The organism is Mesorhizobium sp. M1050 (assembly GCF_040318715.1).
Taxonomy (GTDB): Bacteria; Pseudomonadota; Alphaproteobacteria; order Rhizobiales; family Rhizobiaceae; genus Mesorhizobium.
The window spans coordinates 1-25,951 of record NZ_JAMYMV010000030.1 but is presented as its reverse complement, the minus strand read 5'-3'; the positions used below and the strand labels follow the sequence as shown (position 1 = coordinate 25,951).

The following is a 25,951-nucleotide window of genomic DNA, read 5'->3' as shown; positions in this document are numbered from 1 at the left end:
ATGCATGTCAAGTTTAGTTTCCAGGAAGTCGGCAGAGTCGACATAGGTGTACATTTTGCTGGTTTTCACTTTGACATTTTGTTAGGCTGGCCGCTCATGGAGCAGGTTTCAAACGATAGCGGGTGGCGCGGATCGCCGGAGGGATGGCTTGAAGCCGCCTACGACCTGCTTCTCGAATCCGGCGTCGACTCGGTGAGAATTTCGCCATTGGCCAAGAAGTTGGGCCTGTCGCGCACCAGCTTCTATTGGTTCTTCAAGGACAGAGAAGAACTCTTGGCTGCCCTCGTGACCCGTTGGCGCGACAAGAACACTGGCAACCTCGTCAAGCAGGCCGAGGCGTATGCCGAGACGGTGGCCGAAGCGATGCTGAACGTTTTCGACTGCTGGCTCGACAAGTCCTTGTTCGATGCCCAGTTTGAGTTCGCAGTCAGAAGCTGGGCGATTCAATCCCCTGACATTCTCTCAGAGGTGCATAAAGCCGACCAGGCGCGTCTCAATGCAATGAGCCAAATGTTCGTCCGCTTCGGTTACAAGGAAAGCTCAGCCGATGTTCGAGCGCGCACCATCTACCTTGTGCAGATTGGCTACATCTCAATGCAGACCAAGGAAGATCTCGCGAACCGCATGAACCGCATTCCCGGGTACGTAGAGATCTTTACAGGTGAGGCCCCGCAGCAGCGCGAGCTAGACCGGTTCTTCGCCAGACATGGCTATTCGGGGGGGTGAGGCAGGTTTGACAATGGGCGAACCCTTGAGCATCGGAATAATCGGCGGAGGTGGCTGGCTTGGACGCGCCTTCGCCGAGGCCATCATCGATGCGCAAATAGTGTCCCCCGAGCAACTCACTCTCTCTCATAGAAGCGGGCAACCCGGCTTTCAGCCAAGCGCAACATGGACCAGGGACAATCAGGAGCTGGCGGATCGATCTGATGTCATCATCGTATCGGTCCGCCCCCAGGATTGGCCTGCTATCGAGATTTCTGCGTATGGCAAGCTCGTCATGTCGGTCATGGCCGGAATCCCTCTCGACCAATTGGCTAAACGTCTCAAGACCGACCGTGTCGTCCGCACGCTTCCGAATGCAGCGGCAGAGGTGCGGTATTCCTATAGTCCCTGGATAGGCTCCCAGGAGGTCACCGCGGATGACCGCAATGTCGTTCGCCGTATTCTGGAGGCCTGTGGTGCTGCCGATGAGGTCAAAAGCGAAGCAGATATCGACTATATGACGGGCCTTACAGGCTCCGGCCCAGCCTTTCCGGCGCTTTTGGCGGCAGCGATGATCGACGATGCGGTCAGCCGAGGAATGAACCCAGATATTGCCCGGCGGGGCGTCAGCGCGCTGCTCGTTGGAACCGGAAAACTCCTCGCGGCCCGCGCAGACAATCCCAAAGATATCGTCCAGACCTTCCTCGATTACCGCGGCACCACCGCGGCAGCGATCGAGGCCATGCGCGCAGCCGGGTTTGAAGCCGCCGTGCGAGACGGCCTTGCCGCAGCGCTTCAGAAATCCGTGACTATGGGACAAGCCACCTGACAGCCGCACGAGCCGTGCCTCCCTCCGACCGCTGGTGAGATACTATGTCAAAACTCTTTCCGCATCTCTTCTCGCCGGTAAAGCTGGGCAGCCGCACGCTGCGAAACCGGATCGTGTTCGGGGCTCATACGGCCAACATGGCCGAAAATGGCGTGCCGACCGAACGACACGTTGCCTACTATGCTGAACGAGCTATCGGCGGGGCCGGCATGATTGTTGTCGAGCCCATGCCCGTCCATCAGGCCGCCGTACTGACACGCGGCAATTTTCGACCTGGCGATGATAGCGTCATTCCTCATTTCGAGCGGGTCACACGCGCGATCAAGGACCACGGGGCGATCGCCATCCAGCAGCTCTATCATGTCGGTGCGCATGGCGATTCGGACAACTCGTTTCATGCACATTGGTCGCCCTCGGGCCTTCCAAGCTACCATGACAGCGACGGTTCCCACGCTATGTCCGAGGATGAGATTTGGGAGACCATCGACAGCTTTGTTCAGGCTGCCCGCCGTTGCCAGGAGGCCGGTTTCGATGGCGTCGAAGTCTGGGCGGCCTATCTCGGACTGGTCGATCAGTTCTGGACACCCTGGACAAACCAACGCGAGGATCAATGGGGAGGCTCGCTCGAAAACCGCACGCGGATCTCCCGCGAGATTCTGACCCGCATCCGCGAAACATGCGGCCGCGATTTTATCGTCGGACTGTCGGTCAGCGACGAGCCCGACTACCCAGTCGCGCTCAGTCGCCAGGAACTGGCGGAGATCGTTCGGCTGCATGATGAGCAGGGGCTGATCGATTACGTGACCTGTGGCACCGGCAGCTACCTCGATTTCTACAAGATAATGCCGACCTTTCTCTATCCGGAAAAGCTTGGCACCGATCTCGCGACGGTCCTGAAGGGTGTGGTCACGACGGCGCTCGTGATCGCCGAAAGCCATATCAGGACGCCTGAAAACGCCGAAACGGTGCTTGGCGAGAAGGCTGCAGACCTGGTCTCGATCGTGCGGGGCCAGATCGCCGATCCGCACCTGGCACGCAAGGCCGCGGCGGACCGGCCGGAAGACGTGCGCGGATGCATATCCTGCAACCAGATGTGCTGGGGCCGCCGTTCCCGCGACTACTGGATCAGCTGCCTTATCAATCCCTCGGCGGGGCGCGAGTTTGAGTGGGGTGGTGACCGGTTCACGGCAGCCGCCATCAAGAAACGGGTGCTTGTCGTCGGCGGCGGTCCCGCCGGCCTCGAGGCGGCTCGCGTTGCCGCCGAGCGGGGTCACGACGTGGTTCTGACCGAAGCCTCCAGCAGATTGGGCGGGAACTTTCTGCTTGCCGGGCTGCAGCCGCGCCGCGGCCAAATCCTCGACCTTCTTGGGTGGTATGAGCGCCAGCTCGGCCAACTGAACGTCGACGTACGACTGAACACCTATGTCGAAGCTTCGGAAATCGCCTCATTCAAAGCTGATACCGTCATCCTTGCTACGGGGTCCGTGTCTCCTGAAACCGGGTTTCAGAAAGCTCTGCCGGCAATGCCGAGCCTGCCCGGCATCGAAAAAGGCAATGTCTTCTCGATCGAATCCGTTATGGCCCGCGTTGCGCGGCCGGGTAAGCGCGTGCTTTTGCTCGATGAGGGCGGCGGTTGGCGAGGCGGTGGCACAGCCTGGAAACTTGCCGAGGATGGCCACCAAGTCACCATTCTCACGCCCGATCCGCTGGTCGGCAAGGAACTGCAGCGCACCGCTGCCGATTTCCCGCTGCGGCGGACATTGCGTCAGCTTGGCGCTACATGGCTGGTGGATGTCAGCGTGCTGGCGTGGCACGGGGATGGCGCAACCATCGTTGATCACAACACCGGTGAAGAAAGCTTCGTGCCCGGCGATTGCCTTGTCCTCGCAACCACCAATGTGGCAGCGAATTGGCTGGCAAAAGAGTTGGAAAACACATCCCAGCCTTTCATGGAGGTCGGCGATGGCGTCGCCCCGCGCCAGGCGCCCTATGCCTTCCACGAAGGACGGAAGATTGCCTTGGGGCTATGAAGCGCGAACGTTGTGCTTGCGCTTCATGTAATCCTTGGCGGTCTCGACCGCCACCGCCGCGTCGCGGCAATAGGCATCGGCACCGACGGCCTTGCCGAATTCCTCGTTTAGCGGGGCGCCACCGACCAGCACGACATAGTCGTCGCGGATGCCCTTTTCCTTCATCGTGTCGATGACGACCTTCATGTAGGGCATGGTCGTAGTCAGCAGGGCCGACATGCCGATGATGTCGGGCTGATGCTTCTCGATCGCATCGAGATATTTCTCGACCGCATTGTTGATGCCGAGGTCGATGACGTCGAAGCCGGCGCCCTCCATCATCATGCCGACAAGGTTCTTGCCAATGTCATGGATGTCGCCCTTGACGGTCCCGATCACCATCTTGCCCTGCTTCGGCGCGCCGGTGGCGGCGAGCAGCGGACGCAGGATGAACATGCCGGCCTTCATGGCGTTGGCCGACAGCAGCACTTCGGGAACGAACAGGATGCCGTCGCGAAAATCCTCGCCGACAATGCGCATGCCTTCGACCAGCGCCTCGGTGAGCACCTTGTAGGGCGCCCAGCCGCGCTCGAGCAGGATGTTGGTGCCTTCCTCGATCTCTTCCTTCAACCCGTCATAGAGATCGTCGTGCATCTGCTGCACCAACTCGTCGTCGGAAAGTTCGGAAAGGATGATCTCGTCGTCGGACATTTTGCCTACGCCAATTGCTTGTCAGTGATTTACGGGCTGCCGGCACCTTTGTCATAGGTGCCGGCAGCATTTGCTTGCAAGTCGCGGGAGTTAAATCAGGCGTCCAGCCAGACGTTCTGGAAGTCCATTTCGTAGGTCTGGTGCATTCCGTAGTTCTTCACCTTCTTGCTCATGTGGCAGTAGAGCTTCTGCCAGAACGGCTGGATGATGACGCCGGAATCCTGCAAGATCTGCTCGACGTCCTTCATCACTTCCTTGCGCTTGGCAGGATCGGCCAGCGAGAGCGCCTGCTTCAGCTTGGCGTCGAAATCCGGGTTGGCATAGGCCGTTTCGTTCCATGCTTCGCCGGTGCGATAGCCGAGCGCCAGCACCTGGACGCCCAGCGGCCGCATGTACCAGATGGTCATCGAGTACGGATATTTCGTCCAGTCATTCCAGAAGGTCGAGCCCGGCAGCACCGTACGCTTGACCTTGATGCCGGCATCGCGCAATTGGCCGGCGATCGCATCGCCGGTGTTCTTCTGCCATTCGTCCTCGACGGTGATCAGTTCGTGCTCGAAGTCGGCCTGCCCCGCATCCGCCATCAGCTTCTTGGCGGCGGCGGCATCGCGTGTCTTCTTGGGCAGCGGATAGTATTCGGGATGGATCGGGGCGACGTGGTGGTTCTCGCCGACCGTGCCGAGCCCGGCGTAGCCGAGCTGCATGACGGCATTGTTGTCGACGGCCATCTGCAGCGCATTGCGCACCCGCTGGTCGTCATAGGGCTTGTGGGTGATGTTGGTGCGGGCAACGAGCGTGGTCGCTGTCGCGACCTCCGACTTTACCAGATCCATCTTGTCGAGGGCGTCGATGAAGTCGGCCGGCGTTTCGAAATCGAGGTCGATCTCGCCGGACTCGAAGGCATTTAGCGTGGCGTTGAAGTCGGTGCCGTAGTCGATGAACTCGACCCCGTCGAGCGGCGTTTCGCCACCCCACCACTTGCTGTTCTCGCGACGCTTGACGACCGCCTTCGTACCCACCGCATAAGACACCATTTCGAAAGGTCCGGTGCCGATTGGCTTCTTGATCGGGTCGGCGCCATCCTTGTCGAAGTCGCGATGCACGACCAGCGCCGGATAGTCGGTGAAGCCCGGTATGATCGCGATGTCGGGTTCGGTCAGCTTCAGCTTGACCGTGAGGTCATCGACCTTGGTGATGGCGCCATCCTTGGCCTTGCCGGTCTTTGTGTCGATCAGCGCGCCGACGCGTGCCGCCATGGAATTGCCGGACGCACCCTTCTCGCACCAGCGGTTCAGATTGGCGACCACGTCATCGGCGTTGAAGGCATCGCCATTGTTCCAGGTGACGCCTTTGCGCAGATGCAGTGTGTATTCGGTGGCGTCGTCATTGACGTCCCAGCTTTCGAGCAGGACCGGCTCGAAGGTGAACTCGTGCGTGTAGCGGACGAGCGGCTCCAGCCAGCTGCGGGTGACGTTTGCCATCTCGGTCCAGTCATAGGTGCGCGGATCCTTCTGCGCCTTGACCGACATCGCGACACGCAGCGTTCCGCCCTTTTTCGGTTCATCAGCCAGGGCTTTGGTCGGCTCGGCAAGGCCGATCATGCTGTAGGCGAAAGCCGTCGACGCGCCGAAGGCGCTGGCCAGCGCCAGGAATTCGCGCCGGTCCATATGGCCTGCACGCGTCTCTTTCGCCATTGCCTCGATAGCGCCCGGGACGCGGTCGCCATTGCTTCTGAAGAGTGTCATTTTTTCCTCCCTTTTGTTCCCGTTACGTCTTTAACTGACGCTGTCCGGCAGCCGCTCCTCGCGCCGCGCGATGAAATCCGTCAGGCCGTCGGCGATGCCCTCGTCAAGCTTCGGTTCCTCATAGTCGGCGAGCATGTTGCGCGCCTTCTCGCGACCGCGCGTGTCGTGGTCCTTCGCCCCTTCAGCCTTCCATTGTTCGTACGAATTGAAGTCCATGATGCTGGGTATGAAGAAGGCCGACTCGAAATGTTCGAGCGTGTGTTTGGTGCCGAGGAAATGGCCCTGCGGGCCCACCTCGCGGACTGCCGCCATCGCCTCCTTGAAATCGTCGAACGGAAGCCCGCCGGCATATTTGTACCAGCCGACAAGCTGTTCGCAGTCCGTCGCGAATTTTGAATAGCCGCAGCTCAGACCGGCCTCGAGCCATCCGGCGGAATGCCAGATGTAGTTGGCGCCTGAAAGGATGGCGGCATGCATCAGCATGTTCGCCTCGTAGCCCGCCTGGGCGTCGTTCAGCTTCGAGCCGACATGGAAGCCCGACGTGCGCCACGGCAGGCGGTATTTCCGCGCCAGCGCACCCATCAGATACATCATCTGCGCGGCCTCCGGCGTGCCGCCCATCGGAGCGCCGGTCTTCATGTCGACGGTGACCATGAACTGGCCATAGATCTGCGGCGACCCTGGTCGCAACAGCTGGGTGAAGGCGACACCCGCCAGCGCTTCCGCGTTGACCTGCGCGACCGCCCCCACGGCGGAGGCCGAGGTCGAGGCGCCGCACAGCGCGAAGGGCGCCAGGATCACCGGCTGGTTGCTGCGCGCATAGACCTTCATCGCGTCCAGCATGGTGGCGTCCCAGACCAGCGGCGAATTGCAGTTGGTAATCGACACCAGCACCGGATTGTCGCGGACATAATCCTCGCCGAACACGATGCCGGCCATCGCCATCGTGTCTTCAGCGCGTTCCTTCGACGTAACGATGCCCATGAACGGCTTGTCGGAATGCTTTAGCGCCGAATGGATGATGTGGAGGTGACGCTTCGGCACCGCAATTTCCATCGGCTCGCAGATGACCGAGCTCGACGAGTGCAGTGCCGGCGCCATGTAGGCGAGCTTGTGGAAATTGTTGAGGTCGGCGAGCGAGCCGTAACGCCTGTTGTTGTCGAGGTCGCGCACGTAGGGCGCGCCGTACATCGGCACGAAGATGGAGTTGTTGCCGCCTACCCGCACCGTACGCTGCGGATTCCTCGCATTGAGCGTAAACTCTGACGGGACTTTCGATACCAGTTCCATCAGCAGCGCACGGTCGATACGGACGCGCGTCTCGGAAACATCGGCTCCGGCGGCCTTCCACAGGGCAATCGCCTCGTCGTCGCGGAATTCGCAACCAACCTCTTCGAGAATCGAGAGCGACTCCTGATGGATCAACTCCACCGCCTCATCCGGGACCATTTCATACACAGGGATCTTGCGGACCAGGGTCGGAAAAGAGGCCATGGGAATTCCGCGCAGCGTCTTGCGCCCCACGCGGCCACCCGCTCGACGGTTGGCAGGTTCGGTTATTTCAGCGGCCGGTGCGTTCATGGAAACTCCATCCTCCCAGATTCAGTTATCTTAGCGAGACGAAATTCGGCTGTGACGCTGGAAAATTCTAATCAATGCGATAAGCTTTGATTATGGGTAGCTTGCGACATCTCTTGCCCTCCGCGAATGGGCTAATCGCTTTTGAGGCAGCTGGCCGTCTGCTCAATTTCACAGCAGCCGGCAAGGAACTTGGCATGTCCCAGGCAGCGGTTTCACTCTCGATCATACGCCTCGAGGAGCAGTTCGGTACGAAGCTTTTTGTCCGCCGGCATCGAAAAGTCGAACTCACCGAACCGGGGGCCCGCTTCTTTGCCGACGTGACACTTGGGCTTTCTCATATTCAGAAGTCTGCGGAACGCCTCAAGGCATCTGCCGGTGGCAACCACGTCACGCTGTCGGCATCGACCGCGTTCGCTACGTTATGGATTGTTCCTAGACTGCAGCGTTTTCGGGAAGAGTTGCCGGGAATAGAGTTGCGCATCCAAACCAGCGATCGCGATCTCGATCTTGCCGCTGAAGGCATACCCCTCGGCATCAGGGGCGGTGACGCTGATGACATGCCGGATTACGGGCTGCTACCGATGGCGCCAGAGGAAATATATCCTCTGTGCAGCCCCTTGTATCTCGATCGCCACGGAACGCCGCAAACGATCGAGGACTTATGCAAGCATCGACTGATCCACCTGGATGAGCCGCATCGGCCGGCGGTAACTTGGCCAGACTGGCTGGCCGCGGCCGGGGTTGACGGCGCCCTCGCCCCCCAGGGCCTTCGCATCAACGACTATGTCTCGGTGATTCAGTCGGTCCTGGAAGGTCAGGGCATTGCCCTCGGCTGGGCACATCTAACCGACCGACTGGTAAGCAATGGGAGCCTGGTTCGGATAACCAACCATGTTCATCGTACCGGAAAATCATTCAACGTCGCCTGGTCCAAGTCTCAGGAAGTTACCGGGCATGTGGCAGTTGTCAGAGATTGGCTAGCGAAGCAGAGTTCGTTTTAAGTCGCCCCGAAGTTATGCAAAATCGAGTGCTAGTGGTGCGCTGCTGCATCTGACGATTTCGCCGGTGAATTCGTTCGCGGTGGTCTTCTTGAAGGTGCCGATGGTAGCCATTGTAAGTCTCCGTTTTCTGTTCCCGAGCCCGCACCATGCGGCCTCGATAGCGATCAATTGGCCGGAGGCGACCGACGACGCATCGCTTGCGACCAAAGCAAAGCGGAGGACGGCGCAGGAACGACTTTCTTGTCTCGCGAAGAATGGCGGCGCCCGGGGTCCCCATTCGGCTTGCCGCACGGGGTGGGGGCCGGCAGGGAAGTCGAGATGCGCCGTTGTGGCCTAGGCTTCAGTCGTCCTTCGCCCAGATCATATCAGCCCATTGAAGAGGCCGTTTGGAGCGCTCTTGGGACGGATTGGCAACGGAGACGTTGCGGCCAAACTCGCCGCCAGCAGATCGCTACGAGTCCGCAACATTCGGCCCTACTTCATTCACTACCGGGCTGAAGACGTGCTGTCCTGCACGATCACCACGGCGTCGGGCAAGCCGCAATGTATCGACGCTCGCATTTGGGAGAACACCAAGCGCGTCGTCGGCTTTGCGGAGGTCACGGTCAAGCGGGTTCGCCATTGGCGTTCCGACGGATGGGATTTGTGGGAACTGGCGACCGACGACAAGGGCAATGAAGGCAAGTGGGGCATCATCCAATCCGGCCCGAACACTCTCGGCGAAGTCTCGATCGTCCATCTACTTCACTGACCGCCGCACCACGAAGACCGGGTTCGCGGTCAAGCCGCCCTTCCTCGATCTCGCATGGAAGAACTGATCGAGCATTGGCAGTCGGGTTCTGATCAGCGCAACATTCTGAAATATGCCCGCTTCCCGATGCTGGCAGGCTCCGGCGTGAAGATGCCGGCGAAGAAACCTGGCCGGGATCAAGAGCCGATCGCCACACTCGGCCCCCACTCGCTGCTGATCACGGAAGACCAAGGCAAGTGGTATTTCGTCGAGGCGGAGGGCAAGGCGATCGAGGCCGGTCAGAAAGACCTTGATCGGCTTGTGGCCGAAATGGACGAACTGTCGATGAAGCCGCACCAAAAGGGTTCCGGCGTCATCACGGCGACCTCTGTCAAGGCCGGGGAGAACCGCGAGAACTTGGCGATCAAGAACATGGCGCTCAACCTGAAGGATGCGCTGGAGAGGGCTTTCGTGTTCGCGGAGCGCTATCGCGGTGCGGCCGACACGTTTCGGGCGCCCTCGGTCAATGTCGCGACGGAGTATGACCAGGAGACGGGCAAAGACAGCCAGTCGGTCGACAGCCTCTTGAAGGTCCGCGTCGCTGGCGAGATCACGCGCGAAACGTTCTGGAGCGAATTGCAGCGCCGTGGCGAGCTTTCGTCTTCGTTCGATGCCGTTAAGGAAGCCGATGCGCTCGCGTCTGAAGCAACCGGGATGGGCGCAGAGGAAGACGCCACGGACAACGTCGACCCGAACGCCATCAAAGACTACGTCGATGACCCTTCAGCGGCCGTGGCATAGGAGGCACATCATGCAGCTAAAGCCTTGGTCGCTCCGTGGATTGATCGGCTCTTGTGGGCGGCCGGCGGCTTCGTCGTCGGCGTCGCCTACACCCCCTTTGTCGCTTGGAAGGTGTTCCTATGAACGGCCGCAGCACCTTCCACGCCTACCGCGCAACCGCAGCAAATCGGGCCCTGTCAGTACCGGCAAACCCGAACGCGTTCCAGCACCCGGTGGTGATGGTGCCAGTGCCTCACCCACTTCACGTGACAGCGGTTATAGTGACGATGCCGGTAATAGTAGCGATGCGGGTAGCGCGCCACGTAGCCGGGATAATAATCGCGATAATAGCGGGGGCCGTAATAGCGGCCGCCATAGTCGTAAAACGGGCCGCCGCCGTAGAAGGGGCCACCACCGAACGGGCCGAGGCCGCCGAACGGACCAAAAAAGCCGATGCCAGGACCGAAGAATTGTGCATCCGCAGGCACGACCGTGGCGGCGGCGGAGGCGATGGCAATCACCGAAGCAAGTAACAGTTTTCTCATAGCAACCTCCCAGAAGGCCGATCACCCGATAAACGCCAGCAGGAACCGTATGTTCCCGATCGCTAATATTCTCGCGCGCCGTCTGCAAGCAACCTTCGCGCCAGGACCTTCGCCGAGGCGGAGGCTGTCAAGCTGATCGTCATCACGCCGGCTCCGGACGGCATCACCGGCTAGTCGCGGTACTGCAACGGCTTGTGGTCGGGTTCGGCGTGGTGAAGCACTTCGCCTAACTCCCCCATGTCGATCTCTTGGCCGCATATGGGGCAAATCACGAAATGCTCCGCTTCAGGCTTGAAAGGCGCGTCATGGTCGGTCCCTTTGTGGCAGACCGCGATGTTCCTTGCTGGCGGCCGGTCACGAAGAATCTTCGTCAATTCGGCGCGGGCTAGATCGACCTTAGACTTCCGTCGAGCGTCGTTCATCCACTGCAACGTCGGTCGGGGCATTTTTGTCGCCGGCCTGACCATTTTCCCGACGCCGGGAAAATGATCCCAAACCAAGGACCATCGCTATGTCTGCCCTCCCTCTGTCGGCGAAAGCCGTCTGGAGGCCACTTCGTGCGACCGAAATCAGGATCATCGACAACTGGCCCGATGTCCTGAAGCGGGCTTGGTCGGTTCGCATCCTTGCGATTGCCGGCATTCTCTCCGGCGCTGAAGCGGTCTTGCCGCTCTACAGCGATCGGTCCCGCCAAACGTCTTCGCCTCCCCTTCTCTTCGTCACGATCGGCGCGGCGCTCATCGCCCCTTTGTGGCGCAACAACCAAAGGATCAAACCAATGAAAAGTCGTTATCTCCAGACCGGCGCAGCGGGACTTGCTTTGCTGGCCGCCGCCACCGCTTACACCGGGTCGTGGGAGGGGACGAAGTATGTCCCTTACTACGATGTCGGCCTTGTCCTTACCGTGTGTCGCGGCCATACCGGGATCACGAATATCGTTTCCCGGTAAGCGCTAGACGCCGGCCGAATGCGACGCCATCACGGCGAAGGATATCGTCAACCATGAGAAGCGCATGGTGGCGTGCGCTCCACGAATGCGCCAACAGTGATCAGAAGCGGGTCCAGATCCAGCGGGACGCGACCGCCGGCCAGTCTTCTTCCGCATTCCTGACTACGGGGGTCAGAAGCGGGAGCGCAACCGCGACTTGGAAGCCAACATCATTCGACCGCTGAAAAAAGGGCGCGGTCCGTGACGGCGCCCTGAATTGACGGGTTCAACGCTTCCCTACCAGCCTTGTCGAGCATACCAGTCGTCGATGTCGCGGCGTACGCGATCCTTCTCAATGCCATAGCGCTCCTGGTTTTGCCTTCGAGCTGATCGCGCTTACCGGCGATGCGGTCGAGATCATCATCAGTGAGTTTGCCCCACTGTTCCTTGACCTTACCTTTGACCTGCTTCCAATTTCCTTCGACGCGGTTCCAATCCATGGTGGCGACCTCGTTGGAAAAACGGTCGTATGGCCGTGAGGTTCCGCTACAATACCGCAGAAGCGACAACCGCGACTGGAAGCCGACGTTCGATACGGCTTGACCAAACATTAGCAACCTCTAACTATTTGTGATTGCGGCAAGCGATGCTCACCCCATCACTGCCGAAGATCGGGATTTCACCGGCCCGATCGGCCCGCGCCTCCCGCAAGTGGCGCGGGCTCAATTGCACAAGCGACAAGGTGCGGATCGAGACGATCACGACGGTTTGTCCATTTTCGTACCGTCTAATATTTCAGGAAACTCGGTCGGCTTTTTTACGTTTATGGATCGCCAGCATTTCATAGTCCACCTCGCTGGTATCTAAGAGGCCCGTCACCTCTCCCGGAGGTGGCGGGCTTTTGCGCCTGTTAGAACGGTTTGTTGGGTCGGCTCGCCGCCAGCGGCGGGCCGGAGGGCTGGTTCAGTCGTAGACCTTGACAATCTTGCGAGTGCCAGGATCGACAAGAACCGTCCGATTGTCGATTACGACATAGCGGTATTTAACCTTCGGAACTTCGTGAAGCTCGACGGTGTCTGGCAGCGTGAGCCGATATTGAGTTCCACGCCGGGAACCTTCACCGATGCCAAAGGCTGCTTCTTCACATACTCGTGGATGACCGTGTCCTGCTCAGGCTCCCCACCACGCGACTTCACGTTGGGGCTTGCGCTGATGGCAGGGCGTGCGACTAGTATGCTGTCAGATCATTGGACTTTGAAGGGCCAAGCAATGCCGCCGAGCGAAATGACCACCCACGAGCTGAGCGAGCAAACTGTTCTCTCTGTTCGAAATCTGACCGTCCGCCTGCCAAAGAACATGGAGCGGCAGAACGCGGTCGAAAACATATCCTTCGACATGCGGATGGGTGAGATGCTCTGCATCGTCGGCGAATCCGGCTCCGGCAAGTCCGTCACCGCAAACGCGATCATGGGCCTGCTGCCGTCTTCGGTGCGGATCGCCCAGGGAAGCATCCGCTTCAAGGGTCACGATCTTGCCAGCGCCGCGGAAGACGTGATGCGCAGTCTGCGTGGCCGTTCGGTCTCCATCATCTTCCAGGATCCGCTTTCCGCGCTCAATCCGCTGATGAATGTCGGCCAGCAGGTGGCGGAGGTCATGGAAGCACACCGGTCCGGCACCTCGGCGACCCGCGCCAGGGCGGTTGTCGACCTGCTTGGCGAAGTCGGCCTGCCGGAACCGGAGGTTTTGCGCCACCAGTATCCGTTCCAGCTCTCTGGCGGACAACGCCAGCGCGTCATGATCGCCATGGCGCTGGCGCTCAAGCCCGATCTTTTGATCGCCGACGAGCCAACCACCGCTCTCGACGTCACCACCCAGGCGCAGATCCTTGCCCTGATCCGGCGGCTGCAGCGCGAAAGGAACATGAGCGTCATGTTCATCACCCACGATTTTGGCGTTGTCGCGGAAATCGCCGATCGCGTCATCGTCATGGAAAAAGGCGCGATGGTCGAACAAGGTGCTGCCGCCGACGTACTGGGCAATCCAAGCCACCCCTGCACCAGGCGGCTGATCGCTGCCGTCCCGCATATGATCGGGTGCGAAACGAAGGCACGCGAGGATACTCCGATCGTGCTGGCGGTGCAGAACCTCGACAAGACATATCGCCCGGGCATCGGCTTCTTCTCGCGGTCCCGCATCGTGCATGCCGTCAAGCAGGTCAGCTTCGAGGTTCGCCAGGGCAGAACGCTCGGCATCGTCGGCGAGTCCGGCTCGGGGAAATCGTCGCTGGGCCGCGTCTTGCTGAAACTCCTGGACAGCGACGGAGGCAGCATCCTGTTCGACGGCAAGGATATCGCGGCACTTTCGGACTCCCAATTCCGGCCGATGCGGCCGCACATCCAGATGATCTTCCAGGATCCGTTCGCCTCTCTCAATCCGCGCCAGACGATCGCCAAGATCCTCACCGTCGGCCCGATGGCGCATGGTTTGTCTGCCCAGGAAGCGCGCGCAAAGGCGCTGCAGCTGCTGCGTCTGGTCGGCCTCGACGAGGGTGCCTATGACCGCTTTCCGCACGAATTCTCTGGCGGCCAGCGTCAGCGGATCGGCATCGCACGAGCCCTGATGATGGACCCCAAGGTCCTGGTCGCCGACGAAGCGGTCTCGGCTCTCGATGTCTCCATCCAGGCGCAGATTCTCGATCTGCTGGCGAGCATCCAGGAAGAAATAAAGATCGCCATGATCTTCATCACTCACGACCTGCGGGTGGCAAGCCGGATCTGCGACGAAATTCTGGTGATGAACCGCGGCGAAGTCGTGGAGTATGGCCCGCCGTCGCAGATATTCCGGTCGCCACATCACCCCTATACGAGGCAACTGATCTCCGCCATTCCCGGCAAGGATTGGATCCCGGCGGCTTGAGCCGCGGCCACCCTGAAGCTCTCCTCCCCTGAACAATAAATGAACGTGCCGACAAAGGCGCGGCCGCATGTCTGCTCCTTGATCAGGCTGCCGATGCGTGCCGCGCCGGTCTCCTGCTGAGTGGAATAGTTGCGTTTGTCCACTAAAAGTAGTTGCATTTATCCACTACTCGCTCAATCATACCCTGGAAGACCCTCGACAACCCCGGATGGGGCTGCGGCGATCTCGATGAAGGCTGTCCACGACAGCCTCTGGAGAGTGTTCGATGCCGGTGAAGAAGAACAAAGGTCCGCCTTATCCTGTCGAGACGGTCGGGCTGGATGTCCTCGAAGACACGTTGAGCTTTTATATCCGCAGCATCAACATAGCGCTTTCTCGCGATCTCGATGACCGTCTGGAAGGTCTCGATGTTGCCCGGGGAACGGGCAAGATCACCACCCTGCTCCTTGTCGACAGCCATCCAGGAATACGGCCATCGGTCATCGCGCAGCTCATTATGCGCGATCGCTCCGCCATGGGCAGGCTGGTCGACCAGATGATCGATCACGAACTGATCACGCGTCAGGCTGCGCCGGACGATGGACGCGCACAGGAGCTCCACATCACCCAAAAGGGGGCAGACCTCGCCCGCAAGGTGCGCAAGATCGCCACCAAGCAATCCAGCGATTTCTTCGCCGATGTGCCTGAGAAAGACCAGAAGCGTCTGCTGGACATATTGCGGCGTGTCTATCGCCGCACCGCGGGACTCGACCAATGAGGAAACCCGCGGGAATCCGAGCCGGCCAGCGTGTGGCACTCGTGTCCGGTGCCAGCCGCGGCATTGGTGCGGCTTGCGCCCGGCACCTGTTCGAGACGGGCTGGACATTGTCGCTTGGCATGCGCGCATCGGTGCAGCCCGACTGGGCCGATAGCGAACGCGTCCGCGTGTTCCCGTACGATGCCGCGGAAGCCGGCAGTGAACAAACGTGGGTCGACGGCACCATTGATGCCTTCAACCGGATCGACGCGGTTGTCGCCAGCGCCGGCATCATGATTCCGAAGTCGGTCATCGACATCGACGACGCGGATCTCGATCTGATGTTCGAGATCAACGTCAAGGCTCCGCGCCGTCTGGTGCGCGCGTCATGGGCGTCGCTTGCGGCGAGCCCCGCGGGCCGGGTGATCATACTGGCCTCGTTGTCTGGCAAGCGGGTCAAGTCCGTGACCGCGGGATCCTACTCGATCTCCAAATTTGCCGCAGTCGCGCTGCCCACGGCATTCGGCAGGCGGGGTGGGACCTCGGAATTCGGGCCACTGCCGTCTGTCCAGGTTTCGTCGCCACCGACATGGCCCGCGGCATCACCGATCGCTCCGATGCGCTGATGACCGATCCGGACGACCTCGCACGGATCATCGGGTTGCTTCTCGATCTGCCCGATCATGCGAGCGTCGCGGAATTTTCTATCAATTGCCAGCTCGAGGAGTCCTACTGAGCATGCCCGGACCGTTCGTCGTCCCCGTCCATGGAGATACCGAGCTGCCAAAGGAGGTCGACTGTGTCGTCGTCGGCGGCGGCATCATCGGCACCGCGACGGCACTTGAACTGGCCGAGACAGGCTTGCGGGTCGCCCTGTGCGAGAAGGGCGGGATCGGACAGGAGCAGTCCAGTCGCAACTGGGGCTGGGTTCGCATTTCCCGGCGGGATCCACGCGAGGTTCCGCTGATGGCGGAGGCCTTGCGCATATGGGCGAGGCTCTCCGAACGGACCGGACGAGACACTGGCTATGCCCGGGCCGGAATTGTGTTCACATGCGCGGACGACAAGGAATACGAACAGCACGAGCGCTGGGGACGCCATCTCGAAGGCTATCAGTTCGAGTCGCGAATGATCGGCCCGGGTGAACTGCGTGACCTCCTCCCCGGCTCCAATCTCGACGTCAAAGGGGCGCTCTACACGCCCGCCGACGGTCGCGCCGAGCCCCAGAAGGCCGCGCCTGCGATTGCCGAAGCCGCACGCGACCGCGGCGCCGCCATACTGACGGAATGCGCCGTGCGCGGCGTGGAGACGACGAATGGTGCCGTCTCGGGCGTGGTGACCGAACGCGGCTTCATTGCCTGCAAGGCGGTCGTCCTTGCCGGAGGGGCCTGGTCGAACCTGTTTTGCGGAACGCTTGGTCTCAACCTGCCGCAGTTGAAGGTCATGAACACGGTTCTTCGCACGACGCCGGTCGAGAACGGGCCGGACCAGGCCGTGTGGGCAAACAACTTCGCCATACGCAAGCGCCAGGACGGTGGCTACACCGTCGCCTCCAGCATGAGCAATGTCGTCGACCTCGTGCCGAACTCCTTTCGCTATGCGCGCGATTTTCTTCCGGCCTGGAAGACAGAGTGGCGATCGCTGCAATTCCGCCTGGGCGGTCGTTTCCTAGACGAAGCAAGGATGCCGACCCGCTGGGCGATGGATGAGGCGAGCCCCTTCGAATACTGCCGCGTGCTCGATCCAAAGCCTTCCAAGAAAAGCTCGGAGCGCGTCCTTGCAAATGCCCGCAAAGCATTTCCGGTTCTGGAAAAGGCACAGGTGGCGCAGCGCTGGGCCGGCTATATCGACGTCACGCCCGACGCCATTCCCGTCATTTCGGCGGTCGACAGCGTACCCGGCTTTCACGTGGCGACCGGTTTCTCGGGCCATGGTTTCGGCATCGGCCCCGCGGCAGGTAGGCTGATGGCCGATATCGTCACCGGACGGCCGCCGATCGTCGATCCCAAGGACTTCCGGTGGTCGCGGTTCTCGGACGGATCGAAGGTCGCGCCGATCACTGGATTATAAGCGCTCCGACAAGAGAGCGTGACGCAGCGAAAGTGGAACACTATGAAAAGGAGCCTCCAATGTCAGACAAGAGCAGCAGCATAATCTTTCGACCGACGCGTCGTCAGGCGCTTGGAATGGCAATCGCCGGTGCCGCCGGCCTCACCATGCCCAACCTGACGGGAGCAGGCAGGGCCCTCGCGGCAACCCCGCCGAGCGAACCCAAGGGACAGGTGATCGTCGGCTTTTCCCAGGAGCCCACCGTCTTCAACCCGCATTTGCCCCATATCGAGGTCGACGAGGGCATACACTTCAGCGTCTTCGATCCGCTGTTTGGTGTCGATCCCAAGGGCAATTTTTTCCCCGCGCTCGCCAAGGAGGTGCCGACCGTCGAAAACGGCGGCATCTCGGCCGACGGGCTCGAGTGGCACGTCAAGCTGCGCGACGACGTGAAGTGGCATGACGGACAGCCGTTCACCGCCGAGGACGTCAAGTTCACGCTCGAACTGCTGGTCGACCCGAAGTTTCGCAGCTGGCGACGCGCCGGCCACGAACTTGTCCAGGACCTGACTGTCGTCTCGCCAACCCAGATCAAATGGAAGATGAAGGAGCCTTACGCGCCCTACCCGTCGATCCTGGCCGCGACCTTCATCGTTCCCAAACATGTGCTCGGTGCGGCGGAGGACAAGAACAGCGCGCCGTTCAACAATGCCCCGATCGGCACTGGCCCGTTCAAATGGGTGGAACGCATGGCCGGCGACCATATCGAACTGGCCGCCAACACCGACTACTTCGCCGACGGCCCCTACCTGAAGAGCCTGATCTACAAGTACATTCCGGATCTGACCGTTCTCTACACCCAGTTCAAAACCGGTGATATCGACGTCATCGGACTACAGTGGATCACAGCCGACCACTATGAGGAAGCCAAGGCATTGAGCGGAACGTCGGTCGCCGTCATTCCCGCCGCCACGGTCGAGTCGCTCAGCTTCAACATGGAGCGCCCGCAGTTCAAGGAACTCGCCGTTCGCCAGGCGCTGTATTATGCGCTGGACAAGAAGACGATCATCGACGCCCTCTACTACGGGCTGCCGGCCCCAACCGAAACCTACATGCCGCAGCAGTCCTTCTACTACAATCCGGATTTGCCGAAGCAGGAATACGACGTGGACAAGGCAAAGAAACTGCTGGACGACGCGGGGTGGGTCCCCGGTGCGGACGGCATCCGCGTCAAGGACGGTGTCCGCCTCTCGTTCAAGAATTCGACCACGGCAGGCAATCATATCCGCGAGCAGGCGCAGCAGTTCATCCAGCAATCATATCGCGACATCGGCGTCGAGGTGGTGATCTCCAACCTGCCGCCGGCCGTGATGTGGGGCGACTACTGGATGAAGTCGGAATTCGATTCCGTCGTCGTCGGCATCAACTTTCTGACGGGCTCCGATCCCGACACTTCGGACTATCTCAGCTCGAAGTCGATTCCGGCCAAGGGTGGTGCCGGCCAGAATACCTGGCAGTATGCCAGCCCGGAGGTGGACAAGCTGCTCGAATCCGGTGGCGTTGAATTCGTGCCGGAGAAGCGCAAGCAAGCCTACCTGAAAATCCAGGAGACCGTACGCAACGACCTGCCATTCCTGCCGATGTTCCAATACGCGACGGTGCGCGGACACAAGTCCGGTGTCGAAGGCGTCGAGCCGAACATCAACGTACGCATCGACTCCTGGGATGTGGCCACCTGGTACTGGTCATAGCGCCGGAATAGGCCGAGCCGGCCATCACCGGCTCGTCCTCCATCGTCGATAAAGTGCCTCTGGCGCGACGAATCCGACGTACAGCAAAACGGAGACAGCCGGCATGTTTCGCTATCTGCTGGGCCGCTTCTGGCAGAGTCTCGTCCTGCTCCTGCTGGTTTCGGTGATCGGCTTTGCCGTCCTGAACCTGGCTCCGGGCGGACCGCTCTCGCAATTCACTCTCACGCCAGGAATGACGCAGGCCGATCTTGACCGGATCGCCACGCAAATGGGACTCAATCGCCCCCTCCCCATCCAGTACCTCGACTGGCTGAGCCACCTGCTTCGCGGTGACTGGGGTCATTCCTACCGGGACGGCAGGCCCGTGCTTGATATCATCTGGGAGCACCTTGTCGCGACATTGCTGCTGATGGGCGTATCGACCGCGATCGCCATCTTTGTAGGGACGTGGATTGGTGTCCTGGGCGCGCTTAGACGATACTCGATCTTCGATTACGCAGCGACGGTTGGCGCGATGGTGGCACTGTCGATCCCGACCTTCTGGTTCGGGTTGATCGCGATCTACATATTCTCGCTGCGGCTCAGATGGCTGCCGGCCGGCAACATGTACACGATCGGCAATGGCTCGCTCGGCGACTACGCGATCCATCTCATCATGCCGAGCATCGTTCTTGCGCTGGTCAATGTCGCCGTGTGGAGCCGCTACATGCGCACCGCCACGCTCGACGTCATCAGTCAGGATTTTGTCCGAACGGCCCGGGCCAAGGGGCTGAGTTCCCGGCGCGTATTGATCCGCCACATCCTCGGAAACGCCCTGCTGCCGATGATCTCCCTGCTGGGGCTGCAGCTGCCAACGATACTGGGTGGGGCGCTGGTGACGGAAACGGTCTTTACCTGGCCCGGCATGGGACGGCTGTTCCTCGATAGCCTCGGTTACAGCGACTACCCCGTCGTGATGGGTCTGCTGATGATGTCCGCGGTTCTTGTCCTGGTCGGCAATCTGGCCGCGGACCTCACCGTCGCATTCGTCGATCCGCGCATTCGATTGAGCTGAGGACGAATAGATGACCCAGTCGGATTTCCTCATCCCCACCCACGCCAGGCACCGCTGGTGGCAAAGCCGCTCCGTGCGCCGATTTGCCCGTCACCGACTGGCGATGTTCGGCCTGGTGATGATCGTCGTTCTGGTGTTGGCCTGCGTCTTCGGCCCCTTGCTGCTGCCCTTTGACGATCTCTACATCGACCTGCGTGGCCGGTTCTCGCCGCCGTTCACGGGCTATCATTTCTTCGGCACCGATCCGCTCGGCCGCGACATCGCGGCGCGGCTCTTCATGGCTGGACGCATTTCGCTCCTGGTCGGCTTCGCTGCGATGGTCATCAGCACAGTCTTTGGAACCGTGCTCGGTATCGCTGCCGGCTTCTTCGGCGGCCGCATCGGCACGGTGCTGATGCGTTTCGTCGACGCGATGCTGTCCTTTCCCAACATCTTCCTACTGCTGGCGATGGCGGCCTTCATCAAGCCGAGCCCGATCATGATCACTCTGATCATCGCGGCAACGAGCTGGATGGAAATCGCGCGCATCGTCGAGGCGGAAGTGCGATCGCTGCGCGAACGCGACTTCGTCGTCGCCGCCCGCATGCTGGGCTTGAGCAACAGCCACATCATGTTTCGCGAACTGTTGCCCAATGCGATCGGCCCGATCATCGTCGCGGCCACGCTTACCGTAGCCCGCGCCATCCTTCTGGAAGCCTATGTCAGCTTCCTCGGCTACGGCATCCAGCCTCCGCTGCCGAGTTGGGGCAACATGCTGAACGGCGCCCAGCAGTATCTCGACAGCGCGCCGTGGCTGGCAATCGTTCCCGGTGCCGCCATTACCCTGGCAGTCACCAGTTTCAACTTCATCGGCGACGGCTTGCGCGATGCGCTCGACGCTCGAAGCGACATGCTGTGAAGCCGCCCGGAATGGCAAGGTTTTCGCCGTTTGAAGTCTCGCTCTGGTATGCGACCGCAGCGCCGCCGCCAGAGACCAGCCCACTGCAAGGACGCAGGCGGGCGGACGTCTGCATCGTCGGCGGTGGCTACACCGGGTTGACCACCGCACTCGATCTCGCCCGTGACGGCATAGACGTCGTTCTGCTCGAAGCGCAGGAGATCGGGTTCGGTGGCTCGGGGCGCAATGCCGGCCACTGTACGCCAACCTTCACCCATTACAGCCTGCCTGAACTGCGTGCCATGCTGGGCGAGCCGTGGGCCGAAAGGCTGATCGCCCGGCAGACAGGAGCCAATGGACAAGTCGCCGGGATGATCGAGCGCTATGGCATCGATTGCGAATGGCAGCAGAACGGCTACGTCATGGGCGCGCTGACGCCGGGTGCCGTCGCCAAGCTCGAGGCAAAGGCGCAGCAGTACAATTCCGTTGGCGCCAGGACGCAGGTGCTCGACAGACTGGCGACCGAGGAGATGACCGGCAGCCCGCGATATTATGGCGGCTGGTTTCATTCCGAAGCTGGTCACCTCAATCCATTGGGATACGCAAGAGGCTTGGCCCGTGCCGTCATGGAGGAAGGTGGCACAATCCACACGAGGTCGCGGGTCCGCGACGTCGTGCGGCAGGATGGTGCCTGGGCAGTGCATGCCGGCGAAGGAACCGTCGTCGCCGACAAGGTCATCTTTGCGACCGGCGCCTACACCGTCGGCGGATGGCCCGACCTCGACCAGACTTACAAGATCCAGAGGGTGTTCGTCGCCGCCACCCAACCGCTGACCGCCAGCGAACGCCAAACCATCCTGCCGCGCAACACGACGATGCATGACGGGCGCGGCGACATCTTTGTCTACAAGTACAACGCCGAGGGACGCATCGTCGCTTCGATGTTCCCGATGGGCCGTCGTGGAAGGGACATGGCGTTCACACACCGCCTCATGTCCGATCGCCTGCGCTGGCTTCATCCGCAGATCAGCAGCGACCTGAGATGGGAGTATTTCTGGTTCGGCGAGCTGGACATGCAGAAGCGCACCATCCCGCGATTCTATGAGCTCGCGCCGGGCGTCGTCGCCCTGACAGGACTGTCCGGTCGTGGCGTGCCGACCGGAAGCATGCTCGGCGGCATACTCGGCGAATGGGCGAAGGGCGTCCCTGAAAAAGACCTGTCGCTGAAGCTCGAACCACTCCGGCGGGCACCCTTCTTCATGTCGTTCGCTCCCGCCGCGATGTTACGGTACTATCGCGTCTCGGACTGGCTGCGGGCAAAGGCCAGCGGGTCTCAACTCCCACCCCACGCCTAGCCAGGGTCGAATGGAAGATTTCGCGACGCCTTTCGGATCTGAGTCTGGCACTGGCATACAAAGGTATGCGCCATTCGATCGATCGACCTTGTTCCGGCGGAAACCGGCACCCGAGCTGGTCAAGCCCCACAAGACATACCAAGGAACGCCTGAATCAAGCGCTTTGCGCGGCGGAGGGCTTTATAGTCCCGACAGAAAGGGAAGCGGCAGTCAATTCTGCTTCGATAGAAGGGAACAAAGTTTGACCACGGGATATAGCAGCAAAAGCTGCCGCCAAACCCGAACGTGGCAACGACAGCCCCTGGTTCCAGCGGCGAGCCTGACCTGGTGGCGGGTCGACTATGGCTCGAGCGCGCGGCTACCTGCGGTATCAGTGAAGCGGCCGACGAACTCGCGGAATTCGCATCTGGTTGAAGCCCGCATGGCAAGCGCGCCAACCGACGCCGGTTCTACCGGGGTACTCGCCACGACGGACGTCGAGAGGTCGCGCTGGAATTCTTAAGCTGAACTGGCTATATGACCACCTACATGGTCAGGAGAATGTCATGGACGTGATCGATCTGGCAGACGCCAAGGCCCATCTGAGCGAGTTGGTCGACCGGGTCGAGGCAGGCCATTCAATCGACATCACTCGGCGCGGCAAGCCGGTTGCACGGCTCACCGCGGTGGCCAATCCTCGCAAACCAATCGACGCTGCCCTGCTCCGGTCTCTGACGGCGATTATGCCGCCGCAGACTGAAAGCGCTGCTGACCTGGTGCGCGCGATGCGGGACGGCGACCGCTACTGATGCTTTATCTAGACACGTCGCTGATCGTCGCGGCGCTCTCCAATGAAGCGATGACGCCGCGCGTCCAGACTTGGTTGGCGGAGCAGGATGCGGCGCAGCTTCTGATCAGCGACTGGACCATCACCGAGATGTCTTCGGTCATGGCGATCAAGCTGCGGACCAGCCAGATCAGCCTTGAACAGCGCGCTGGGGCGCTCGCCATGTTCAACAAACTGGTCGCCGAGAGCTTCACCGTGCTCGGCGTGACGGGCGGGCAATTCCGGACTGCGGCGAAGTTTGCCGATCAGCATATGCTTGGCTTCGGCCGGCGATGCGCTGCATCTCGCCATTGCATCGGAGCATGGCGCCACGGTGCACACGCTCGACCAGCGGCTCGGCAAGGCCGGTCCGGCACTCGGCGTGCCGACGCGGTTGATGACATGAAGCGGGCCCTCTCCCACTCTGCCCTTGTCTGAGGCATCCATGGCCGGAGACTGGACCGACGAGCAGAATGACGCGATCGTCGCGGACTATCTCGCGATACCGGGAGCGGAATGGCAGCTTCGGAGAGCGATTTCATTGACGAATTTCAGCTGTTGGGGAATCCGATCTGCGAATCTACGACGACGGCTTATTAGAATGAGGTCCGCCCGATGGGCCGGGCCAGCGGTCGAGGTGACCGCTTACTCCGTCGCTACGTTTTCGAGGAATGTCGCCGACGGCACGAAGAACAGAGTGCCGGTGATGCGCGGCTAAAATCCAGCAACCGGTCGTAATTGCCTGGCGGCCGGCCAACGAACATGTTCTCCAGCATTGGCTCGATTCTACGCGGCGAGCGGGCGTAGCAAGGAGCAAGGTAGTTAAGTCAGGATTTCGCGGTCACAATTAGCGGTCGGGTAATGATTATCCGCTGCCCTGCCCGTCCTGACAAAGCCATGAGCGACTGGATCTCGGCTATGGTTGCTCGGCTCAACGACATCAGGAACTGCGCTGCGCGCGGCGAGCGCTTCGAGCCGCTCTTGCAGCAACGCCTCATCAAGGCCTGCGCCCGATTGGTGGCGCGATTGGTGGCGTGTAGTCAACGTGCCAATGCGGCCCGTGGGTTGCATCCGGTTCCGGGCCGACATGCGCACCCCAACTTTCCAGCGCGCGCTGCACGTCGTCTTGCTGGTGATGATTTCCAAGTGGAATGGAAATATCGCGGGCGCGGTCGTCCAAATGATTGCTAACCGTAGCCCCGCGTCCGCGGGCGCGGTGTATTATCTGTTCGAACGCCTCAGTGGTTTGTGATCGAGTAGCGTGAGGATGTTGAGTGACCCATTCGTCCATCTCGCTAATATGCTGGGCTTGACGATATACCCTCAGGAACTGCGTCCGGTTCAAAAGCCGTCGTTCCGCCATCAACTCAGCTTGTCGGCGGACTGTCCGCACTCCGCCAGTAAGATGTATGGCCATGTGGGGAAATTGGCGCTGCAGTGCTCGAACAAGCCCGTCTATGGTCCTCGGCGGCGAGACACGTTCCCATGTTTCGAGACTTGGCGTTTCGACACCATGCCGAATATGGCCACCGCCAAAGTCGGGACGAACCACACTGAGAAGAGTTCCTGAAATTCTTAGCATTGATGATATGAGACAGCGCGGTTTGATCGCTGGTTAAATTAGCATTTTGCGACGGGAGGAACAACGTTCATTGCTCTGCTCGGGATAAGCGAGCGTAGCGTCTATCGGACACTGGCCGCCGCATGAGGCGTAAGCCGCGCTGGTGCTTGGGTATCGTCACGGCCCTCTTCGTTTGGCCGGAACTGCAGGTCCTATCAGCGAGAACGGCGATCGTGGCGTTGATGGCCCTCACATGTTCCGTTTCATCAAGGCGCTTGCGCGAAAGAACGAGTCTAACCTGACATCCCCGGACGTGTATCCGCCAAAAAGACCAAGGTCGGTGTAAAATTCTATTCCAGAAGTGCGACGATGATGGCTCGGAGATGATCGCACAGACGTTTTGTTGGTGGGGGTACACAAAACACGCAAGGTACTTCGGCGATCGACGGCGGAAATGTTGCCCCGCATGTGTCCGGTTTTCAAACGGCCGGTATTGGGCTAAATTGCTGCGCAAGCTGATACCGTTCAAGCCAGGGAGTATTATTATGCCTTGGGATAGAAATAGGGCTATTTCCTTTGCACAAGGCCATGCTGGGCATAGCGACGGCCATTGTGCAAGATCTGTAAGGGAGGCAATTGTAAGCGGCGGCATAACGTTAATCCCGACTAATTAGGCTAAAGATTACGGACGGAATCTAAAAGACTCCGGATTTATTGAGACAAATACAATTATGCCAATTGCTGGAGACGTTGCAGTTATACAACCAATAGAAGCACATACTTCCGGGCACATGGCTATCTATGACGGCACAACGTGGATTTCCGATTTCGTGCAAACTAATGGTCTTTACCCAAATCGGGCTTATCGCCAAATAAAGCCAAAATACAAAAATTTACCGTCCCCCTGAGAGTAACAATGAAAAAGTTACTCGTCTTCCGAGATCAAAGCTCATCTAGATGTGAGTTTCAGTAGGTCGTTCATTCGGCCCTGAGCGAGGAAGCTGAAGTTGCTGAAGCTTTAGCGCTTCTCGGAGGACCGAATGAACGTCCATAAGAATTCCGGAGGGAAAACCGTTCGCACTTTCCCTGAGTTGCTTTTAGCTAGAAGGCGATCTTCAATCCGAACTTGGCGCCGATGGTGGAACTGTCTGAAGACGCCTTGCCACGGACTTCGCCGTTGACGGTGGTCGAGTCCGATATCTTCAGGTTGAAGCCGGTCGACAGCGCGGCGGAGAAATCCGCATCGTCGAAGTCGATCTTCCTGGTGTCGATTTCGGTGGTGT

Annotated in this window: 22 protein-coding genes and 5 pseudogenes; 18 read left to right on the top strand and 9 right to left on the bottom strand. The window is 60.3% G+C overall.

Going from position 1 to position 25,951, the window contains the following annotated elements; genetic code table 11:
- Positions 1-96 precede the first annotated feature (96 nt).
- The 3 genes from NKH57_RS17710 to NKH57_RS17700 are packed head-to-tail and all read left to right on the top strand — an operon-like array spanning position 97 to position 3,564.
- Positions 97-726, top strand: coding sequence for a TetR/AcrR family transcriptional regulator (locus NKH57_RS17710; protein WP_352945806.1), 630 nt, complete (start codon positions 97-99; stop codon positions 724-726).
- Between the two features lie 13 nt (positions 727-739).
- Positions 740-1,534: a pyrroline-5-carboxylate reductase family protein gene (locus NKH57_RS17705; RefSeq protein WP_352945765.1), complete on the top strand. Its 795-nt coding sequence runs from the start codon at positions 740-742 to the stop codon at positions 1,532-1,534.
- 44 nt (positions 1,535-1,578) lie between these two features.
- Positions 1,579-3,564 (top strand): oxidoreductase, encoded by a 1,986-nt coding sequence (locus NKH57_RS17700; protein ID WP_352945763.1) that lies wholly within the window; start codon positions 1,579-1,581, stop codon positions 3,562-3,564.
- On the opposite strand, the gene NKH57_RS17695 is transcribed toward NKH57_RS17700, so the two are convergent.
- The 3 genes from NKH57_RS17695 to NKH57_RS17685 all read right to left on the bottom strand — a co-directional run bounded on the left by NKH57_RS17695 (position 3,559) and on the right by NKH57_RS17685 (position 7,580).
- Entirely contained in the window at positions 3,559-4,254 is a 696-nt protein-coding gene (locus tag NKH57_RS17695; RefSeq protein ID WP_352485956.1) for a cobalamin B12-binding domain-containing protein, read from the bottom strand. The genes NKH57_RS17700 and NKH57_RS17695 overlap by 6 nt on opposite strands.
- Positions 4,255-4,349: 95 nt before the next feature.
- On the bottom strand, positions 4,350-5,999 hold the full coding sequence (locus tag NKH57_RS17690) for an ABC transporter substrate-binding protein (RefSeq protein ID WP_352945761.1): 1,650 nt from the start codon (positions 5,997-5,999) through the stop codon (positions 4,350-4,352).
- Positions 6,000-6,029: 30 nt separating this feature from the next.
- On the bottom strand, positions 6,030-7,580 hold the full coding sequence (locus tag NKH57_RS17685; protein WP_352945759.1) for a trimethylamine methyltransferase family protein: 1,551 nt from the start codon (positions 7,578-7,580) through the stop codon (positions 6,030-6,032).
- Between the two features lie 92 nt (positions 7,581-7,672).
- Between NKH57_RS17685 and NKH57_RS17680 the strand changes: the two genes are divergently transcribed.
- The 3 genes from NKH57_RS17680 (at position 7,673) to NKH57_RS17670 (ending at position 10,112) form a co-directional block, all read left to right on the top strand.
- Positions 7,673-8,581, top strand: a complete 909-nt coding sequence (locus tag NKH57_RS17680) for a LysR substrate-binding domain-containing protein (RefSeq protein ID WP_352945804.1) — start codon at positions 7,673-7,675, stop codon at positions 8,579-8,581.
- A 397-nt stretch (positions 8,582-8,978) separates the two neighbouring features.
- Positions 8,979-9,332, top strand: coding sequence for a hypothetical protein (locus NKH57_RS17675; protein WP_352945757.1), 354 nt, complete (start codon positions 8,979-8,981; stop codon positions 9,330-9,332).
- Between the two features lie 54 nt (positions 9,333-9,386).
- Complete coding sequence (locus NKH57_RS17670; protein ID WP_352945755.1) at positions 9,387-10,112, top strand: DUF4055 domain-containing protein; 726 nt, start codon at positions 9,387-9,389, stop codon at positions 10,110-10,112.
- A 176-nt stretch (positions 10,113-10,288) separates the two neighbouring features.
- On the opposite strand, the gene NKH57_RS17665 is transcribed toward NKH57_RS17670, so the two are convergent.
- Positions 10,289-10,636, bottom strand: coding sequence for a hypothetical protein (locus tag NKH57_RS17665; protein ID WP_023758767.1), 348 nt, complete (start codon positions 10,634-10,636; stop codon positions 10,289-10,291).
- A 511-nt stretch (positions 10,637-11,147) separates the two neighbouring features.
- Between NKH57_RS17665 and NKH57_RS17660 the strand changes: the two genes are divergently transcribed.
- Positions 11,148-11,585: a DUF7940 domain-containing protein gene (locus NKH57_RS17660; RefSeq protein WP_352945753.1), complete on the top strand. Its 438-nt coding sequence runs from the start codon at positions 11,148-11,150 to the stop codon at positions 11,583-11,585.
- Between the two features lie 276 nt (positions 11,586-11,861).
- Here NKH57_RS17660 and NKH57_RS17655 read toward each other — a convergent pair.
- The 3 genes and pseudogenes from NKH57_RS17655 to NKH57_RS17645 form a co-directional block, all read right to left on the bottom strand.
- A pseudogene (locus tag NKH57_RS17655) lies at positions 11,862-12,064 on the bottom strand (CsbD family protein).
- A gap of 124 nt (positions 12,065-12,188) precedes the next feature.
- Entirely contained in the window at positions 12,189-12,326 is a 138-nt protein-coding gene (locus tag NKH57_RS17650; protein ID WP_352945751.1) for a hypothetical protein, read from the bottom strand.
- Positions 12,327-12,527: 201 nt separating this feature from the next.
- Positions 12,528-12,742: pseudogene (locus NKH57_RS17645) on the bottom strand (DUF1236 domain-containing protein); the annotation flags it as partial.
- A 106-nt stretch (positions 12,743-12,848) separates the two neighbouring features.
- Here NKH57_RS17645 and NKH57_RS17640 point away from each other — a divergent pair.
- From NKH57_RS17640 to NKH57_RS17595, 10 genes and pseudogenes are all read left to right on the top strand, one after another.
- Complete coding sequence (locus tag NKH57_RS17640) at positions 12,849-14,480, top strand: ABC transporter ATP-binding protein (RefSeq protein WP_352945802.1); 1,632 nt, start codon at positions 12,849-12,851, stop codon at positions 14,478-14,480.
- Positions 14,481-14,745: 265 nt separating this feature from the next.
- Positions 14,746-15,237, top strand: a complete 492-nt coding sequence (locus tag NKH57_RS17635; RefSeq protein WP_023758780.1) for a MarR family winged helix-turn-helix transcriptional regulator — start codon at positions 14,746-14,748, stop codon at positions 15,235-15,237.
- A pseudogene (locus tag NKH57_RS17630) lies at positions 15,234-15,952 on the top strand (SDR family NAD(P)-dependent oxidoreductase). The gene NKH57_RS17635 and the pseudogene NKH57_RS17630 overlap by 4 nt, the downstream one beginning before the upstream one ends.
- Positions 15,953-15,954: 2 nt before the next feature.
- Positions 15,955-17,286 (top strand): NAD(P)/FAD-dependent oxidoreductase, encoded by a 1,332-nt coding sequence (locus tag NKH57_RS17625; RefSeq protein ID WP_352945749.1) that lies wholly within the window; start codon positions 15,955-15,957, stop codon positions 17,284-17,286.
- 59 nt (positions 17,287-17,345) lie between these two features.
- Positions 17,346-19,016: a peptide ABC transporter substrate-binding protein gene (locus NKH57_RS17620; protein WP_352945747.1), complete on the top strand. Its 1,671-nt coding sequence runs from the start codon at positions 17,346-17,348 to the stop codon at positions 19,014-19,016.
- A 103-nt stretch (positions 19,017-19,119) separates the two neighbouring features.
- Positions 19,120-20,070 carry an ABC transporter permease gene (locus NKH57_RS17615; protein WP_352945745.1) on the top strand — a complete coding sequence of 317 codons (951 nt, stop codon included), beginning with the start codon at positions 19,120-19,122 and terminating at the stop codon, positions 20,068-20,070.
- A gap of 10 nt (positions 20,071-20,080) precedes the next feature.
- Entirely contained in the window at positions 20,081-20,968 is an 888-nt protein-coding gene (locus NKH57_RS17610; RefSeq protein WP_031260063.1) for an ABC transporter permease, read from the top strand.
- A gap of 11 nt (positions 20,969-20,979) precedes the next feature.
- Positions 20,980-22,302, top strand: a complete 1,323-nt coding sequence (locus NKH57_RS17605; RefSeq protein WP_352945743.1) for an NAD(P)/FAD-dependent oxidoreductase — start codon at positions 20,980-20,982, stop codon at positions 22,300-22,302.
- Positions 22,303-22,847: 545 nt separating this feature from the next.
- The gene (locus tag NKH57_RS17600; protein WP_352945741.1) at positions 22,848-23,090 is read left to right on the top strand and encodes a type II toxin-antitoxin system Phd/YefM family antitoxin; all 243 of its coding nucleotides are present in this window, start codon (positions 22,848-22,850) and stop codon (positions 23,088-23,090) included.
- Positions 23,090-23,513: pseudogene (locus tag NKH57_RS17595) on the top strand (type II toxin-antitoxin system VapC family toxin). Before NKH57_RS17600 ends, NKH57_RS17595 begins: the two are co-directional and overlap by 1 nt.
- Before the next feature lie 239 nt (positions 23,514-23,752).
- On the opposite strand, the pseudogene NKH57_RS17590 reads toward NKH57_RS17595, so the two are convergent.
- A pseudogene (locus NKH57_RS17590) lies at positions 23,753-23,913 on the bottom strand (Dyp-type peroxidase); the annotation flags it as partial.
- Between the two features lie 91 nt (positions 23,914-24,004).
- Here NKH57_RS17590 and NKH57_RS17585 point away from each other — a divergent pair.
- Positions 24,005-24,298 carry a hypothetical protein gene (locus NKH57_RS17585; RefSeq protein ID WP_352945739.1) on the top strand — a complete coding sequence of 98 codons (294 nt, stop codon included), beginning with the start codon at positions 24,005-24,007 and terminating at the stop codon, positions 24,296-24,298.
- Positions 24,299-25,769: 1,471 nt separating this feature from the next.
- On the opposite strand, the gene NKH57_RS17580 is transcribed toward NKH57_RS17585, so the two are convergent.
- Positions 25,770-25,951 (bottom strand): hypothetical protein (locus NKH57_RS17580; protein ID WP_352945737.1); only part of this gene is annotated, 182 nt, incomplete at its 5' end.

Bases quoted from the DNA above. Each gene is read 5' to 3' on its own strand.
- NKH57_RS17710 (WP_352945806.1), top strand. From the start codon at position 97: ATGGAGCAGGTTTCAAACGATAGCGGGTGGCGCGGATCGCCGGAGGGA.
- NKH57_RS17705 (WP_352945765.1), top strand. From the start codon at position 740: ATGGGCGAACCCTTGAGCATCGGAATAATCGGCGGAGGTGGCTGGCTT.
- NKH57_RS17700 (WP_352945763.1), top strand. From the start codon at position 1,579: ATGTCAAAACTCTTTCCGCATCTCTTCTCGCCGGTAAAGCTGGGCAGC.
- NKH57_RS17695 (WP_352485956.1), bottom strand. From the start codon at position 4,254: ATGTCCGACGACGAGATCATCCTTTCCGAACTTTCCGACGACGAGTTG.
- NKH57_RS17690 (WP_352945761.1), bottom strand. From the start codon at position 5,999: ATGACACTCTTCAGAAGCAATGGCGACCGCGTCCCGGGCGCTATCGAG.
- NKH57_RS17685 (WP_352945759.1), bottom strand. From the start codon at position 7,580: ATGAACGCACCGGCCGCTGAAATAACCGAACCTGCCAACCGTCGAGCG.
- NKH57_RS17680 (WP_352945804.1), top strand. From the start codon at position 7,673: ATGGGTAGCTTGCGACATCTCTTGCCCTCCGCGAATGGGCTAATCGCT.
- NKH57_RS17670 (WP_352945755.1), top strand. From the start codon at position 9,387: ATGGAAGAACTGATCGAGCATTGGCAGTCGGGTTCTGATCAGCGCAAC.
- NKH57_RS17665 (WP_023758767.1), bottom strand. From the start codon at position 10,636: ATGAGAAAACTGTTACTTGCTTCGGTGATTGCCATCGCCTCCGCCGCC.
- NKH57_RS17660 (WP_352945753.1), top strand. From the start codon at position 11,148: ATGTCTGCCCTCCCTCTGTCGGCGAAAGCCGTCTGGAGGCCACTTCGT.
- NKH57_RS17640 (WP_352945802.1), top strand. From the start codon at position 12,849: ATGACCACCCACGAGCTGAGCGAGCAAACTGTTCTCTCTGTTCGAAAT.
- NKH57_RS17635 (WP_023758780.1), top strand. From the start codon at position 14,746: ATGCCGGTGAAGAAGAACAAAGGTCCGCCTTATCCTGTCGAGACGGTC.
- NKH57_RS17625 (WP_352945749.1), top strand. From the start codon at position 15,955: ATGCCCGGACCGTTCGTCGTCCCCGTCCATGGAGATACCGAGCTGCCA.
- NKH57_RS17620 (WP_352945747.1), top strand. From the start codon at position 17,346: ATGTCAGACAAGAGCAGCAGCATAATCTTTCGACCGACGCGTCGTCAG.
- NKH57_RS17615 (WP_352945745.1), top strand. From the start codon at position 19,120: ATGTTTCGCTATCTGCTGGGCCGCTTCTGGCAGAGTCTCGTCCTGCTC.
- NKH57_RS17610 (WP_031260063.1), top strand. From the start codon at position 20,081: ATGACCCAGTCGGATTTCCTCATCCCCACCCACGCCAGGCACCGCTGG.
- NKH57_RS17605 (WP_352945743.1), top strand. From the start codon at position 20,980: ATGGCAAGGTTTTCGCCGTTTGAAGTCTCGCTCTGGTATGCGACCGCA.
- NKH57_RS17600 (WP_352945741.1), top strand. From the start codon at position 22,848: ATGGACGTGATCGATCTGGCAGACGCCAAGGCCCATCTGAGCGAGTTG.
- NKH57_RS17585 (WP_352945739.1), top strand. From the start codon at position 24,005: ATGAGCGACTGGATCTCGGCTATGGTTGCTCGGCTCAACGACATCAGG.